Annotated in this window: 14 protein-coding genes and 1 riboswitch; of the genes, 10 read left to right on the forward strand and 4 right to left on the reverse strand. The window is 47.4% G+C overall.

What is annotated here, in order from left to right; genetic code table 11:
- The first annotated feature begins 332 nt into the window (after nt 1–332).
- Entirely contained in the window at nt 333–1,094 is a 762-nt protein-coding gene (locus IEX81_RS05295) for an SDR family NAD(P)-dependent oxidoreductase (protein WP_188802021.1), read from the forward strand.
- 43 nt (nt 1,095–1,137) lie between these two features.
- Nucleotides 1,138–1,443, forward strand: a complete 306-nt coding sequence (locus tag IEX81_RS05300) for an ArsR/SmtB family transcription factor (RefSeq protein WP_188802022.1) — start codon at nt 1,138–1,140, stop codon at nt 1,441–1,443.
- Between the two features lie 124 nt (nt 1,444–1,567).
- Here IEX81_RS05300 and mbcS read toward each other — a convergent pair whose 3' ends face one another.
- On the reverse strand, nt 1,568–3,163 hold the full coding sequence (mbcS, locus tag IEX81_RS05305; protein ID WP_188802023.1) for an acyl-CoA synthetase MbcS: 1,596 nt from the start codon (nt 3,161–3,163) through the stop codon (nt 1,568–1,570).
- 134 nt (nt 3,164–3,297) lie between these two features.
- On the reverse strand, nt 3,298–4,428 hold the full coding sequence (gene spoIIP / locus IEX81_RS05310) for a stage II sporulation protein P (protein WP_229727482.1): 1,131 nt from the start codon (nt 4,426–4,428) through the stop codon (nt 3,298–3,300).
- Nucleotides 4,429–4,702: 274 nt separating this feature from the next.
- On the opposite strand from spoIIP, the gene IEX81_RS05315 reads away from it, so the two are divergent.
- A complete protein-coding gene (locus IEX81_RS05315; RefSeq protein WP_188802024.1) occupies nt 4,703–6,424 on the forward strand; it encodes a methyl-accepting chemotaxis protein in 1,722 nt (573 codons plus the stop codon).
- Nucleotides 6,425–6,484: 60 nt separating this feature from the next.
- On the opposite strand, the gene IEX81_RS05320 is transcribed toward IEX81_RS05315, so the two are convergent.
- Nucleotides 6,485–7,258, reverse strand: a complete 774-nt coding sequence (locus IEX81_RS05320; protein WP_188802025.1) for a 3-hydroxybutyrate dehydrogenase — start codon at nt 7,256–7,258, stop codon at nt 6,485–6,487.
- 354 nt (nt 7,259–7,612) lie between these two features.
- On the opposite strand from IEX81_RS05320, the gene IEX81_RS05325 reads away from it, so the two are divergent.
- The 7 genes from IEX81_RS05325 to cypC all read left to right on the forward strand — a co-directional run bounded on the left by IEX81_RS05325 (nt 7,613) and on the right by cypC (nt 15,087).
- Complete coding sequence (locus tag IEX81_RS05325) at nt 7,613–8,998, forward strand: GntP family permease (RefSeq protein WP_188802026.1); 1,386 nt, start codon at nt 7,613–7,615, stop codon at nt 8,996–8,998.
- Between the two features lie 20 nt (nt 8,999–9,018).
- On the forward strand, nt 9,019–9,714 hold the full coding sequence (locus IEX81_RS05330; protein WP_188802027.1) for a CoA transferase subunit A: 696 nt from the start codon (nt 9,019–9,021) through the stop codon (nt 9,712–9,714).
- 18 nt (nt 9,715–9,732) lie between these two features.
- The gene (locus tag IEX81_RS05335) at nt 9,733–10,386 is read left to right on the forward strand and encodes a 3-oxoacid CoA-transferase subunit B (RefSeq protein ID WP_188802028.1); all 654 of its coding nucleotides are present in this window, start codon (nt 9,733–9,735) and stop codon (nt 10,384–10,386) included.
- Between the two features lie 248 nt (nt 10,387–10,634).
- Complete coding sequence (locus IEX81_RS05340) at nt 10,635–11,489, forward strand: VOC family protein (protein ID WP_188802029.1); 855 nt, start codon at nt 10,635–10,637, stop codon at nt 11,487–11,489.
- 113 nt (nt 11,490–11,602) lie between these two features.
- A riboswitch (TPP riboswitch) is annotated at nt 11,603–11,712 on the forward strand.
- A gap of 145 nt (nt 11,713–11,857) precedes the next feature.
- On the forward strand, nt 11,858–12,364 hold the full coding sequence (gene thiW / locus IEX81_RS05345; protein WP_188802030.1) for an energy coupling factor transporter S component ThiW: 507 nt from the start codon (nt 11,858–11,860) through the stop codon (nt 12,362–12,364).
- Nucleotides 12,361–13,155, forward strand: a complete 795-nt coding sequence (gene thiD, locus IEX81_RS05350; protein ID WP_188802031.1) for a bifunctional hydroxymethylpyrimidine kinase/phosphomethylpyrimidine kinase — start codon at nt 12,361–12,363, stop codon at nt 13,153–13,155. The genes thiW and thiD overlap by 4 nt, the downstream gene beginning before the upstream one ends.
- A 675-nt stretch (nt 13,156–13,830) precedes the next feature.
- Nucleotides 13,831–15,087 carry a CYP152 family fatty-acid peroxygenase CypC gene (cypC, locus tag IEX81_RS05355; protein WP_188802107.1) on the forward strand — a complete coding sequence of 419 codons (1,257 nt, stop codon included), beginning with the start codon at nt 13,831–13,833 and terminating at the stop codon, nt 15,085–15,087.
- 226 nt (nt 15,088–15,313) lie between these two features.
- Here cypC and IEX81_RS05360 read toward each other — a convergent pair whose 3' ends face one another.
- A complete protein-coding gene (locus IEX81_RS05360; RefSeq protein WP_188802032.1) occupies nt 15,314–15,994 on the reverse strand; it encodes a DUF975 family protein in 681 nt (226 codons plus the stop codon).
- Between the last annotated feature and the right edge of the window lie 105 nt (nt 15,995–16,099).

Consider the following 16,099-nt stretch of genomic DNA (forward strand, 5'->3'; position numbering starts at 1 on the left):
GAAGCGTAAGTTATGAATGAAGCGCGCAGGTGCGCGGGCTCCTGCAGGAACAGCCAGAGGAGACCCCGCAGCGCATGTGTGTCAAGCGAGAAGGCTCCCGGATCGCCCGCGGAAAGCGAGCAACCGGATCGCATCGAAAGTTACTTGCGGATAATCTTTACGGACAGCCTCTATTTTACAAATATGAAAGCATAAACAGATTAGCGGAATTTAGTATAAGTCTCAGCCTGCTTCTGAAACTTGGCTTCGTCAAGTTTTTCCTTAAAAATTGACAGGTGATGAAACATTAATTATTATATGTTTAAACATTTAAACAAAGAGTGGGGATACATATGACAAAAACAGCATTGATCACCGGGGCTACAAGCGGTTTGGGCTATGAATTTGTCAAACTGTTTGCAGCGGATGGCTACAACCTCGTACTCGTTGCAAGAAATGCGAAGAAGCTTGACGAAATAAAAGAAACATTTACAAGTACAGACGTTCACTATATTGCAAAGGATCTTAGTGTTCCGGGTGCGGCGAAAGACATTTTTGAAGAAATCGGCAGAGAGGGTCTTCATATCGATGTTCTCGTCAATAATGCGGGATTCGGTTTGCTGGGCGCTTTCGACAAATTGGACATTCAGCAGCAATTGCAGATGATTCAATTGAACGTCGCCGCACTGACGGAACTGACCTATTACGTTCTGCCCGGAATGAGGCAAAAGGGCGGCCGGATTCTGAATGTGGCCAGCACAGCCGCTTTTCAGCCCGGTCCGTGTATGGCCGTTTATTTTGCCACCAAGGCCTATGTTCTTTCCCTTTCAGAAGCGCTCGCAGAAGAACTGGGGGGGACTGAAGTGACCGTTACAGCGCTTTGCCCGGGACCGACACAAACCCGTTTCGGAGCGGTTGCTAAAGCGGAAGGCACAAGAATGTTCAGCCGGACTATGGACCCCGGGGTTGTTGCCGGAATGGGATATAGGGCATTGATGAACGGGAAGCGCATCGTCGTCGCCGGAGGAATGAACCGTTTTGGTACGATCGCAGCCAAACTTTTACCAAGCAGCTGGGCGGCAAAAGCGGCAAAATATGTAACAGAAGAAAAGTGATCGTTCCCAATTCCTTTTTCAGAAGAGGGGGATTAAGAAAGACATGTCCGACCACGCGATTAATGTGTTTCGAAAGTGCATTCCGCTGTTTCAAGCCTTGGGCGACCCGGTCCGGCAGGATATTATTATTCTGCTCGCTGAGAGAGAGCCGCTCAGCGTCAATGAAATCGCGGGGCAGTCGTCTCTGTCCCGGCCGGCCATATCCCATCATTTAAAAATCCTGTCGGATCATCGGCTGGTGAAGATCGAACAGAAGGGAACGCAGCGTTATTATTCACTGTCCCTAACTCAAAGTATTGACCAATTAAAAAAACTGATCATGGTCGTTGAACGCGAGTGTTCACCTTAACCTGCTGGCGACTGGCAAAAATGTATTAGAGCCAACACCATAACAGATTCTTTTTTGCCTTTTAAGACGCAAATAAGCCGCTTCTTCAAAAAGTGAAGAGGCGGCTTAATCATCTTTCAGAGATTCAGACTCTGATTCCTTTTTCGCGTGCTCTGCGAATTTCAAGATCCCTGAGGGCGGCTCTCTTTATTTTGCCAGATACGGTTTTCGGAAGATCCGTGACGAATTCAAGTTCCCTTGGATATTTGTAAGGGGCTGTTTCGTTTTTGACAAAGGCCTGAAGTTCTTTGGCTAGAGATTGGCTTCCGGTGTATCCGTCCTTCAGAACGACAAACGCTTTAACGATATTGCCGCGGATCGGATGAGGGCTTGCGACGACGGCACAGTCCTTGACGGCGGCATGCTTAAGCAGCGTGTCTTCGACTTCCACCGGTCCGATCGTATACCCGGAACTGATAATGACATCATCGCGCCGGCCATGGAACCAGAAATAGTTGTCCTTGTCTCTGGATGCCCGGTCTCCGGTCAGAAAATAATCGCCGATCACAGCGGCCTTGTAACGATCCGGCTGATGGTAGTAGGTCCGCAGCAGCGCCGGAAAATCCCGGCGTACGGCAATGTTGCCGACAACCCCTTCAGGAACCGGATGGCCTTCCTCATCCACAATCGTGATAAAATCGGCAAGAATCGGCTGGCCCATGGAGCCCTGGCGGACTTCGGTATCAACCATTGTCCCGATCAGAAGTGTGCTCTCTGTCTGTCCGTAGCCGTCTTTAAGCTCAATGCCGAACGTCTTTTTAAAAATGTCGATGACACCGCTGTTCAGCGCTTCACCGGCCGAACAAGCTGTATGGAGATGGGAAAGATCGTAACGATCAAGATGATCCACCTTTGCCATCAGGCGGTATTCCGTCGGCGTGCAGCAGAGTACGTTTACCTTATAGTCCTGAAGCAGCTGAAGCTGTTTCGCGGGATGGAAGCGCCCCTGATACACAATTCCCGTAACACCCAGCCCGAGAATGGAGAGGAAGGGGCTCCAGATCCACTTTTGCCACCCCGGTCCCGCCGTTGCCCAGACGGTATCCCCTTCTTGAATATCCAGCCAGCGATGGGGTGCGATTCTCAGATGCGCGAAAGCCCAGCCGTGATTGTGTACGACACCTTTCGGCGTGCCTGCTGTTCCGGATGTATAGGTCAGAAAAGCGATGTCGTCTCTGCGCGTTTCAACAGTTGTAAAATCCTCAGAAGCTCCGCGAATCAGTTCATTCATCGACAGCCAGCCTTCAGCCGCGCCTCCGACACAAATTTTATGCTGAAGGGACGGCATGGGTTCCTTTATCTGTTCAACCTGAGCAGTGTAATCACGGTAGGCGATGATTGCTTTCGCCTCACCCTGATTGATTCGGTAGGCAATATCTGCCGCGCGCAGCATTTCCGAACCGGGAATAACGGCGATTCCGGCCCGGAGCGCACCCAGATAGATCACATAGGCATCGATGATCCGGGGGACGATGGCCATCACCCGGTCTCCCTTGTTGATGCCCAGGCCGGTCAGAACGTTGGCAAAACGTTTTCCTTTCTCAATCAATTCGTGATAAGTCACCGATTTCTTTTCACCTGTTTCGTTTTCCCAGCGCAAGGCGATTTTATCAGAATCGTAACGATCAATTTCGCTTGTCAGATTATAAAATTCCGGAGCAATCAAATCATTCAGTTCCATAGACGGCTCACACCTCTCCTTAGTTCAATGGCCTGTTTTTCGGCAAACGGACGAATCCGGTCGGAAGGCACAGGTTGTTTTATATAACCAAATATTAATACCAGGTGCTAAAAAAAGCAACTTTTTTTACATTTTTAATGATTTGATTTTTTAATATAGGCGCTCAATGCGTCAGCAAACGCTTTTGAACTGCAGTCCACTTCAGCAAGTGTATTATCGACGCCGCCCACTTCGATCAGCAGGGCATTTTTCGACAGATCCTGATTGTATACACCGTCCCCGGAATACTTGGTCTTGCCGATAATACCGAGGACGAGGCCCGGGTAACGCTGGTCCAGCAAAGATTTGATCTGTTTCGCCAGATACAGGTTCGCGGAATAGTTCGGATTGTCTTCACCAATGATGAAACTGATTCTTGCATAGGAGACATGGTTCAACGACAAGGTAGTGATTGACCCGGCGGATGAATCGCGGTGAATATCGATTAGATAGGTCATGCCCGGATTCTGTTTCATGGCAGCCTGAGTGATGATCCTCGAGTATTGGTAAGCCTCATTGTAATTCCAGCCCCGCTGCTGAAGCATCACATTTTTGTTGCTCATGTCATGGACATATCCGATACCGTTCGCAGCAAGTTCCTGTCCGATCACCGTACCGTCATGGATAACGTCCAGGCCTGGATCGGCACTGACGGCGCCGGACGCATTGCTCTGGCCGGCAAGTGCCGGTTTGTAGGATTCCCAGCTGTGCGTATGATAAAGGAATACCATTTTTTTCATCGGATTGGTCTGAGGATTCGGATTCGCCTGTTTTTTTGCCGGAGCAGCCGGTTTCGGCGCTGGCAGATTCATTTGCGGAGGGGGAGGAGAATCCTGAGGCAGATTCATATAATTAAGCCCTTTTCCGGCGCTGAATATCTTTGCGTTATAGATCGTGAACCCCGGCAGTTCCGAACCGAAAAGACTGCGAATGTCGTCGAAACGAAGGTTTGTCATGGCTTCCAGCATGAGAGGATAGATACTTCTCGGGCGATCCTTGGGCAGGATGGCGTGACTGAATAAAGCATTTTCATTGCCGAATGTCTCAGGAAGCAGAATTTCTGCAGGCAAATCGACCTTCTGAAGCGTATCATCAATAAAACCGATTTTTACTTGTCCGGCAACAATCAGAACCGCGAGCCCATAAACTAAGACAAGGAGAAAGAGATAGCGAGAGAAGATTTCGTGAAAGAGTGATGGATATTTTTGCTGTGTGATTTGTTTCAAGCTTGTCCCTCCAATCATCAGGCGTGTACGTGCCGTCTTTAACAATCTATGATCGGAAAGGAGAAAGATAGACTTCATTTACACTTTTACTCTCCGAAAAAGTTTGAGAGAGATCAGGAAAAAAGAACATCCGCAAAATCAAAATGCTCTTCCCAATCATTAATTAAGAAGAATTTACAATAACTTTACATGATTAGACTTGATTGAGTGATTGTTTCGTTTGATACTTGTTAATGTATTTTTGGATATTTGTTGGAATTACGGGAGGATCGACATGGATCATGAACGATTGGAAAACTTGCGGTGGCGTAATTTAAGGATCGGACAGAAGTATCTTGTGAATCTTGGCGTTGTACTCGTTTTGACGTTTGCCTCAGTCGTCGCTTCGGCTGCACTGCTTATCTTATCGCTATATAAAGTGGACAGCGCTGGGGCTCAGGGAAATCGTGTAGTGCAGATTACAGAGATCGGCTCTTTATTTCTTTCAAAAGACACTCGGGTCGTTGACTATCTTCTGAACCCCGGCGATGCGGCGGTCAGTGCCTACTCACAAGATCAGCAGAAACTGACTCAGGCAGAAAAGAAGATTGAACCTTATATGAAGACACCGGAGCAAGTGAAGATCTTTTCACAGATTATGAGAAACGATTCGATGACTTATAATAATTTTCAAAATGAGTTTGTTCCTGCCGTACTTATGCAAGATATGAATAAAGCGAAGCAACTCCGCAGCGAACAAAACAAGATTCAGGATAATACCATGAACCTTCTTCAGAAACTGCGGGCCTCCGTTGTGAAACAAGAGCAGACCGCAGTGGAGAATGCACAGGCACAGATTAAATGGGCCATCGGATTCCTTGTCTCAAGTCTCGTCCTTTCCATTGTGCTTGGCGGAACAGTAACTTTTCTGATTCAACGCAGGCTCAGGCAATCATTCGATCACGTCGTGGACATGACTGAACGGATTGCTTCAGGTGATTTAAGACAATCTGATGAGGTTATTTCCGGAAGAGATGAGCTCGGCTTAATTGCCGGGTCCATCACTAAAATGAAAACGAATCTGCTGACGATGACAGAGTCAATGGCGAAACTCTCTGAAACTACGAAAAATAACAGCAATAAATTGATTCATTCAGCTTACAAAGTTTCACAGAGCAGCAAGGATGTCAAACATACGATGTCGGAATTGTCCGCCGGCATAGAAGGCCAGGCTGAGAATACTTCCCGGATCTCGGACATGACACGCGATTTCATGAAAGATCTGGCAGCTGAAGTATCGCGGGCAGTGTCCATATATGATCTGTCTCTCTCAGCAATTGAAGTGACAAAAAAAGGAAAAGTATCGATTGACGGATCGATCAAAAATATGAAGATTATAGATAGCAGTGTTCAAAATTGTTTAGCAAAAATGAATCACCTGGAAGAACGGATGAAAAACATCTCCAAATTGATCGGTTTAATTGAAGAGATTGCGGGGCAAACCAACCTGCTTGCCCTTAATGCTTCAATTGAGTCGGTTAGAGCGGGGAAAGATGGGAAAGGCTTTTCGGTGATTGCCGAATCGATTCGCCGACTTTCCAATCAGACTTCCGCATCGGCCAAAGAAATCTCGGGAATGATGAGCGGCATTCGGGCGGATTCTTCAGAAGTCAATAAAGCGCTCAATATAAGTTATGAAAAAGTAGAAAAGGGCTCGGAACAGATCGACATGACCGGCCGTCAGTTCACCCAGATTGACGAGCAGATGCAGACAATCGGTGAAAAAATGCAAATCATGTCCACACGTCTCCGGAAAGTCAGCGAAATCGGAGTGAACATGAGGCAATCCATTGAGGCGATCGCTGCCGTTTCCGAAGAATCGGCAGCGAGTGTCGGCGAGGTTTCTCTATCAATGGACGGTGTTAACGAAACCATGACAAGCTTCCGCAAGGACGCGGAATTGATGGGTGAAGCCGCGCAACAGCTGGATAAATTGATTAAACGTTTTAAAATGTAAAGAACAGCAATCGTCCGACTTTTGAAAATACGGCCCGAACCTACTTGGTTCGGGCCGTATTTATTGTGCTGTATAACCGCCGTCTAAAACAACCGCCTGTCCGGTCACACCGCGGGCGCTTTCACTGGCAAGAAAAAGCGCATAATTTGCAATTTCCTTTACGTCGAGAAGCCTTTTTTGCGGAACGAGGGGATAAATGACTTCCTCCAGGACGCTTTCAAGCGGCACATTTCTCATTTTTGCCAGATCTTCAAGCTGGCCGCGCACAAGCTTTGTATCAACGTAACCCGGACAGAGCGCGTTAACCGTAACGCCATAAGCGGCACTTTCCAGAGCGGCCACTTTTGTAAGTCCAATCACTCCATGCTTGGCACTATTGTAAGCGGCTTTATTCGCAAAACCGATCAAACCGTTGATCGAAGCGATATTAATGATTCTCCCGAATTTTTGCTCCTTCATGATAGGCAGGAGATATTTCATGGCAATGAAGGGTGCAGTCAGCATAATTTTGATCATCTGTTCGAATTTTTCAACAGGAAATTCCTCTATCGGTGAAACATGCTGAAGGCCAGCGTTATTGACGAAAGTGTCTACGTGTCCGTATGCTTTTTCCGAATGTTCAATTAAGGCTCTGATATCTTCTTCTTTTGTGACATCAGCTTTTAGCGCGCTGACGGATAAGCCTCTTCTGCGTAAAGACTGGGCCGCCTCTTCCGCTGCCGGACCGTTGATATCGGATAAAACAACCGTCGCGCCTTTTTCCGCAAAAGCTTTGCCAATCTCAAAGCCAATTCCTCTGGCCGATCCCGTAATCATCACTACTTTGTTTTTCACTCTCCGGATCCTCCTTATCGGTCACTCCCGGCACAAATGAGAGATGTGACTCAAAATGTTAATGGTCAAGAAATCAGTGAACGATCCATACGTACGGATCGGTTTAATAAATTTATAAGAAAAATAAAAAGAATTATGCCTTCAAGATTGTCACATAATCGTCAAATCAAAAAAATAAAATGAAATCGTCCCAATGTCTCACAAAAAAACTTGAATAAGGAGGAGGTTTGTATAAGAAAGAGGCGTTGTCGCTGCGCAAGCACTTCGCAGTGGTCATTGAAAATGAATGCGCAACATTGTAAGCGGTTTCCTTTTCTTTGTCTCTTATAAAATTGCGGAAATGGGGAGATGATCATGGCTTTTCAGATCTTTGCTATCGTATTTGCTCTTGGTTTATTAATTTTTCTGGCTTATCGCGGCTTCCCGGTTATCATTGTTGCCCCAGCGGTGACCTTGCTTGCCGTGCTTATGTCGGGTGGGCATCTGCTTCCCAGCTACACAGAAGTTTATATGACAAACGCCGCCAATTACGTTAAATCCTTTTTCCCGATTTTCCTGCTCGGGGCTATCTTCGGAAAAGTGATGGAAATGACTGGAGCGGCGGCCTCCATAGCCCATAAGATTGTCGGGTCGCTCGGCTCAAAGCGCGCGATGCTTTCTGTTGTCCTGGCCTGTGCCATTCTGACTTACGGGGGCGTTTCCCTGTTCGTCGTCGCTTTTGCCGTCTATCCGTTCGCCGCTGCCGTTTTCAAAGAAGCGGACATCCCGAAGCGCCTCATTCCCGGAACGATCGCACTTGGCGCTTTCACATTCACCATGGACGCGCTGCCGGGAACGCCTCAGATTCAGAATATTATTCCGACCAATTATTTCGGGACGGACACCTATGCGGCACCTGTTGTCGGCATTATCGGTGCGCTGATCGTTTTTATCGGTGGCATGCTCTGGCTGGAACATCGGCGCCGGCAGGCGGTTGCCAGCGGGGAAGGATACGGAGAGGGCCATATCAATGAACCCGAAGCAGTCGACAAAACCAAGATGATGAATTTCTGGCTGGCCATCTTGCCGCTGATCGTCGTCATCACCTGCAACTTTCTGTTCAGCCGCACCGCGATTTCTGCCAAGAACTGGTACGATCCCGCAACCTTGAAGAACAGCTTTAATATCGTGAATATCGCCACTCTGGTTTCATCATGGTCGCTGATTGTTGCGCTTGCTCTTGGGATTCTGACGGCGATGCTGCTGAATGTGAAGCAGGTAAGAACGAAACTGACCGCCAGTCTGACCCTCGCAGCCTCCGGGGCGCTGCTCGCTATATTCAACACCGCTTCCGAAGTCGGTTTCGGCAATGTTGTCAAAACACTGCCCGGTTTCTCCGCGATCCAGCATCATGTTTTCAACGCCAGCAGCAACCCGCTTATTTCTGAGGCAGTATCCGTGAACGTGCTTTCCGGTATTACCGGATCCGCTTCAGGAGGGCTGTCCATCGCTCTTGAAGTCATGAGCAAACAATATCTGCACACGGCCGCAAGCATGGGCATCAGTCCGGAGCTCTTGCACAGGATTGCCTCAATGGCATCGGGCGGTATGGACACACTGCCGCATAATGGGGCGGTTATCACGCTGCTGGCGATCACCGGGCTGACGCATCGTCAGTCCTATAAAGACATTTTTATGATTACGATTCTGAAAACGGTTACTGTGTTTCTGATCGCTGTCTGCAGTTCGCTGTTTATTTAATGGAAAAAGGAGACGGAAAAATGAGCAAAGTCATCTCTTCGGTCGAGGATGCCGTCAGTGAAATCCATGACGGCGCCACACTGATTGCCGGCGGGTTCGGCCTATGCGGTATTCCTGAAAAACTGATTCTCGCTCTTCGCGAAAGCGGCGTGAAAAATCTGACCGTCGTCAGCAACAACTGCGGAGTGGACGACTGGGGGCTCGGACTGCTTCTCAAAACAAAACAGATAAAAAAAATGATCGCTTCTTATGTCGGCGAGAACAAGCTGTTCGAGCAGCAGTACCTAAATGGGGAACTGGAGGTGGAGCTCGTCCCTCAGGGAACGCTTGCCGAACGCTTAAGAGCAGGCGGGGCCGGAATACCTGCCTTTTACACGGCAACCGGTGTCGGAACGGATATCGCCAGAGGCAAAGAGCATAAAGTATTCAATGGGCGAACCTACATTATGGAGAAAGGGATTACAGGAGATTTCGCTTTCGTCAAGGCGTGGAAGGCGGATCCTTATGGTAACCTGATCTATAGAAAAACAGCCCGTAATTTTAATCCTGTGGCTGCAAGAGCAGGAAAAACAACCATCGCGGAAGTTGAGCAGCTGGTTGGTATCGGCGAGCTGGACCCGGATCGAATTCACACGCCGGGCGTCTATGTACGGTACGTTTTTGAAGGGAAAAATTATGAAAAACGGATTGAAAAGCTGACTACCGTAAAGGCATAAGAAAGGAGAGAGGCTTAAATGGCGGGAAAACGTCATTTTATTCTGGAACGCGCCTTAAAGGAAATAAAGGACGGGATGAATGTCAATCTCGGCATCGGTATGCCAACATTAATCGCCGACCGGATTCCGGAAGATGTTCACGTGATGCTTCAATCTGAAAACGGTCTGCTTGGTATTGGTGCCTATCCAAAAGAGGGAGAGGCGGACCCGGATTTGATCAACGCTGGAAAAGAAACGGTAACGGTTGTGCCCGGCGCGTCCTATTTTGACAGTGCCGAATCTTTCGCTATGATCCGCGGAGGCCATATTGATCTTGCCATTCTGGGCGGTATGGAAGTTTCCGAAGAGGGGGATCTTGCAAACTGGATGATCCCCGGGAAAATGATTAAAGGCATGGGCGGCGCTATGGACCTTGTGCAAGGTGCCGGGCGGACGATCGTCATCATGGACCACGTGAATAAGCATGGAGAATCCAAGGTTAAAAAACGCTGTTCCCTTCCCCTGACAGGACAGGGAGTTGTCGATTGCCTGATCACTGATCTTGCTGTTTTTCAATTTAAGGATGATGAAATGAGGCTCGTCGAAATTCAGCCGGGCGCCACGCTTCATGAAGTGCAGAACAAAACGGAGGCAGACTTTCTCATTGATGACGGCCTGACTTCATATCAATAGCCGTATCGTAATCCATAAATCATTCAGCGGACGCGACCAGCGTCCGTTAACTACAAATCAGCGGATGAGCAATGATGTATGTCGGCGTAATCATGCCGTTTTTTTCAGATGTCGCCCGAACGTTAAGAGAAGACATTCATAGCCAAGTTTAAATCGTGAAGAAGCGAGAACAATTTGTGGACAGCAGCCGCTTTTACTTACATAATGTAATTAGATAAATTTTATTTAGAAAAAGAGGCGCTTTTCTTATGGCATTCCACAATTATCCCAACACCTTCGCAAGCGAAGTTTTTTTATACGTGAGTAATTTGCAACGATCTCTTGATTTCTACAGGCAGACACTTGGATTGCGTGTTCTTAAAAAAGAGCAGAATATAATTGTCTTTACCGCAAACGGCGCTGATCCTCTGGTTACAATTGAGCAGCCTGATTCGATCATCCCCAGGCGCCCCAGAACCGCGGGACTTTATCACATCGCCCTTTTACTTCCTTCCCGAACCGATTTGGCACTCATTCTGGCCCATCTGCTCAAGGAAGGATATCCGCTGCAGGGAGGAGCCGATCATGCAGTCAGTGAGGCAGTATACTTGGCCGATCCGGATGGGAACGGAATCGAACTCTATCACGACCGGCCATCCGAGCAGTGGAAATGGAGCAATGGAAAAGTCTTTATGACCACCGAAGCACTCGATGATCACATTCTGGATGAATTGGACGGCCGAGAGTGGAGAGGGATGCCCGAACAAACAATCATGGGGCATATCCACTTGCAGGTGGCCGATCTGAAGGCATCCGAACGCTTTTACTGCAAAGGACTGGGTTTTGATCTTGTCGCAAACTTTGGCGATCAGGCGGATTTTATTTCTACGGGGGGTTACCATCACCACATCGGCCTTAATACATGGAGAAGCAAGGGTGTTCCGGTGACGGAAGGTGAAAAAGCAGGCATGAGAGATTTTACTCTCGTGTTTACAGGTCCTGACAATAGGGATGCCGCGATTGAACGATTGAAGGCGATGGGAGCGCCGGTCAGCGAGCAAAACGGCCGGGTTGTTGTCAGCGATCCGTCAAATATTAAAATTGTGCTCGAACAAAAAAAATGAAGCAAACATTTTTGTTTCACTTCGGTGCTTTTTCGAAGTCAAAAAAGAAGAATGAATTGAATCACCGCTGAACTTATGGTAGTTTAGAAATGTAGTATAAAAAGACAATTACATTAAAGCACTGGGGGAGCCGGAGCGGCCGGCTGAGAGTAAGACTCACTGTCTTTGACCCTTTTTACCTGATCTGGATGATGCCAGCGTAGGGAAGTTGCGTTCTAGCGAAGATTATTTTCAAGCGCAGGCATTCTCAGGGCCTGCGCTTTTTAATGAGAAAAAAAAACAAGGCGCTTTGCCGGAATTCAGCATGCTCTGATCAGGTAAAAGAGATTTTCCGATCTTTTATTTATTCCATACGAGGAGGTTTTAATATGAAACCGCTGTACAAGCTCACTTGTTCAGCTTTGTTCGTTGCAAGCGGGGTGATTGCCGGCAATTTATTGTATATCCCTATGGGCGTGACAAAAATTTTTCCTGTTCAGCATATCATCAATGTTCTGTCGGCTGTCCTTTTCGGTCCTGGATATGCTGTTGGCACGGCTTTTGCCATTTCGCTGGTCCGTAATCTGTTTGGAACAGGATCCGTTTTTGCTTTTCCCGGAAGCATGATCGGCGCCTTCCTGGCCGGAGTTCTCTACCTTTGGCTTAAGAAGCCTGTTTTTGCCGTCGCTGGTGAAATCGTTGGAACAGGATTGATCGGTTCGTTTATCTCGTTCCCGATCGCGAAATTCATTCTCGGTCAGAACGTGGCGGCCACTTTTTTTGTCGTGCCTTTTCTGCTCGCGACGACTTGCGGCAGTCTCATTGCTTACCTTTTACTGAAAATGATGGCCGTTCACCCGGAAATGGCCCGGCTTCTTAGGGGTGATCGAAAATGAAAACGGCTTTAACGATTGCCGGATCGGACTCAAGCGGAGGAGCAGGTATTCAGGCGGATCTGAAAACTTTTTCCGCTCTTGGCGTTTATGGAATGAGCGCGATTGTCAGTGTCACCGCCCAGAATACTCAGGGAGTAGATGATGTCGAGGATCTTTCGCCAAAAATTATCGGCGGGCAGATTAACGCCATATTCCGTGATATTCCGGTCGGTGCCGTTAAAATCGGCATGGTTTCTAATAGCGCCGCGATTCGGACGATTGCTGAAAAACTTAAGGAGTTTCGTCCGAAATATGTTGTACTCGATCCAGTCATGGTGTCCAAAAGCGGATTTGACTTATTAAAACCGGAAGCGAGGGAAACGCTGATTCGTGAACTCCTGCCGCTTGCGACGGTCGTGACTCCGAATCTTTTTGAAACGGAGCGGCTTGTCGGCCGCAAAGTGGAAACACTTGAAGCCATGCGCCAGGCTGCAAAAGAGATCTTCGACATGGGACCCGAAAGCGTCCTCGTCAAGGGCGGGCACTTGGAGGAAGGTCCGATTGATATTTTTTATGACGGCACTCAGTTTCATCAGTTTGCGGGCAAGCGGATCGATACGAACAACACACACGGAACCGGCTGTACCTTGTCGTCGGCGATTGCCGCTTATCTTGCGAAAGGACTGAGCCTCGCGGACGCCATTCAAGAAGCCAAAACTTATATTCAGGGGGCAATCGAACACAGTTTGCCCCTGGGACACGGGCACGGACCGACGCATCACTTCTACCGCTGGTTTCCGGAAGGCGAGTAGAATTCCCTTCTGTTCAGAAGGACAGAAGGGGAGGCGGCCGGATCTGTCCGGTCCGGAATGAAGTATTGACGTACTTAAGTGAACAAACCAACATAAACACCGGCAAATTTGCCGCCCGCGATTAAACAAAAAAGGACAAACAGTCCTTTTTTGTTTTACGTGAGAAATACAAACAAAGTTGTTTACTCACATCAAGGCCAGTCGCATTCTCCGTTGAAATAAGAAGTAATTAAAGAAATGAACGACTTCGCAATTGACGGACAATGCGCAACAGTCCGATCGAATTTAGAAAGCTGAACCAAATCAGGAGAACGTCGAACCGAAATAATGAAAAGTTAAACCGAATCCGGTAAAAGTCAAACCGAAACACCAAAAAGTCGAACCAAAATTACGAAAAGTTGAATCAAGTCAAAGTCGCTTCGCGGTACGTATCCTAATGCCCAGCAAACGCCTCTTCAGGAAACAACGTTTTTGTCCCGTAAACAACTATATTGTTCAGGAACAAACTTTTTATTGTCATTGATCATTACGCGCTTCATTGCCGTATTGAAATTCGTTCTTATCCAATTCTCCTTGCTTCTCAGAAGATTTTTCTTTTTTTATGAATAGATTTTCCTGGTCAGGTAAAAACAGATAATGTTTCACATCCCGATTAAGGAGAAGGTCCACATGAACATGAAAGTGCAGATTCCCCGTTCCGAAGGCTTGGATAACAGTCTCGACTTGCTGTCAGAAGGCTATTTGTTTATCCTGAACCGATGCAGGCGTCTGCAGACCGACGTTTTCCAGACACGTTTACTTGCTCAAAACGTGATCTGCATGACCGGAACCGAGGCGGCCGAACTTTTTTACGATGAAGAACGGTTTATAAGGAAGGGGGCGGCACCGAAAAGGGTCCAGAAAACGTTGTTCGGCCAAAATGGTGTCCAGGGTCTTGACGGAGCGGCGCATAAGCATCGCAAGCTCCTGTTTATGTCTTTAATGACCCCCGAACGGTTAAAGGGCATCGTTGATCTGACCCGTGCTCAATGGGAGAAAACAATTAAAAAATGGGAAAGCAAGGATCGAATCATCCTGTTTGATGACGTTCAGGAAATCCTGTGCCGGGTCGCCTGCGAGTGGGCGGGTGTTCCATTGGAAGAAACCGAAGTCAGGAAAAGAGCCGACGATTTTGGTGAAATGGTGGATGGCTTTGGAGCAGTAGGGCCGCGACACTGGCAAGGAAAGGGGGCACGCAAAAGAGCCGAGCAGTGGATTGAAACAGTTATCGAACAAATCCGAAAAGGAGAGCTGAACCCTCCGGAGGGCACTGCGGCCAGCATGACCGCCCGGCACCGTGATTTGAATAACAAGCTTCTGGAAACCAAAGTTGCCGCTGTTGAGCTGCTGAATATTCTGAGACCCATTGTAGCCATTGCAACGTATGTCGCCTTTGGCGTTCACGCCCTTCATGAACATCCCGAATGTCGAAAAAAGATGCAATCCGGCGAAGGTCAGTATGTTCAGCAATTTGTTCAGGAAATCCGGCGTTTCTACCCGTTTACTCCGTTTGTCGGCGCAAGGGTACGCCGTGATTTTACATGGAAAAATTATCAATTTGAAAATGGAACATTGGTATTGCTTGATGTCTATGGAATGAATCATGATCCCCGTATTTGGGATCAGCCTGATGAATTCCGTCCGGAGCGATTTGATCATTGGGAAGGCAGTCCCTTTGACTTTATTCCGCAGGGAGGCGGAGACCGTGCCCGTGGGCATCGCTGTGCCGGTGAGTGGCTGACCATCAATGTGATGGAGGCCAGCCTGCATTTTCTAACAAACGAGATCGATTATGACGTACCCGTCCAGGACTTGAGCATTAGCTTGTCGCGAATCCCGACTTTGCCTAAAGACAGAATGGTGATTCATCATGTGAGACGAAAAACGGTCTAATTCCCGAACGCCGGCATTTCCGCATTCAGATTCCGAGAATCGTTATCTTTGTAGAGATGAAAATCCGCTGAATTGAGGGTGAGAGGGAAGCTGTTAGCAGTTGTCGCACCGTTGAACTTGTGAAAATAAGGTTGACAAAAACATCCGCCTGGTTTTTTCATGCCGGACGGATGTTTCTTATTTACGAACAATCTATGGTAATAATTCTATTGCTGAAACCTCTGACTCAGAAGTCTGAAGCACTATCTTTCTTTTGGTTCAGTTCATTATAAAATTCGGCAAAGGAAGCGATAATATAGGGAATAACCCACAATAGACCAATAAACGCCGTAAAGAATACGGAAAGAAAAATCCAGCCGATAAAGCTTAAATTTAATAAAAAATACTTCCATTTATAACCGTCCATCATTTTTCTGCTCTCCGTAATCGCTTCTGAGACGGAATATTCGGGGTGGTCTCTTAGAATAAAAATGGTTTGAGAATAGGCTAAACTTTTGATGATGCCGGGAACAATAAGCAATAAGGACCACAGAATCACATATATTTCCACGAGAATAGAAGCCCAGATTAATTTCAGCGATTTATCCATATCGGTGTAGACCGCAAACACGCCGTATAACTGCGGATTCTCAGATCTCGAGAGCGAGAGGTAGAACCAATAGATGCTGAATGTTAAGGGAGTAAGCACGATGGAATACACCAATTCTATGAATTGAACGGATGAAGGTGTCTGGTTCGGCAGGAACCAATTATTTAGCCAATTGCTCACTCCGCCGCAGAGCGTGATTTCAAAAAAATAAGGGGCACCGACAACAATAAGTGCCGATAGAAAAGTAAGCAGTGCGGCAACCGCCCAATAATCTTTCAATGATTTTCTGGCTTTTTTCTTAATATCAGAGATGCGCATGAATCCAATCTTCCTCCTGGTTTAATCTTCAATGGTGTCAGTAACTATAATGTAACATAAAACGGGTTTAAGATGGAACATCTCCGGAAGGATCTCATCAGGGGG

It is taken from the genome of Sporolactobacillus putidus, assembly GCF_014647035.1.
GTDB classification, from domain to species: domain Bacteria; phylum Bacillota; class Bacilli; order Bacillales; family Sporolactobacillaceae; genus Sporolactobacillus; species Sporolactobacillus putidus.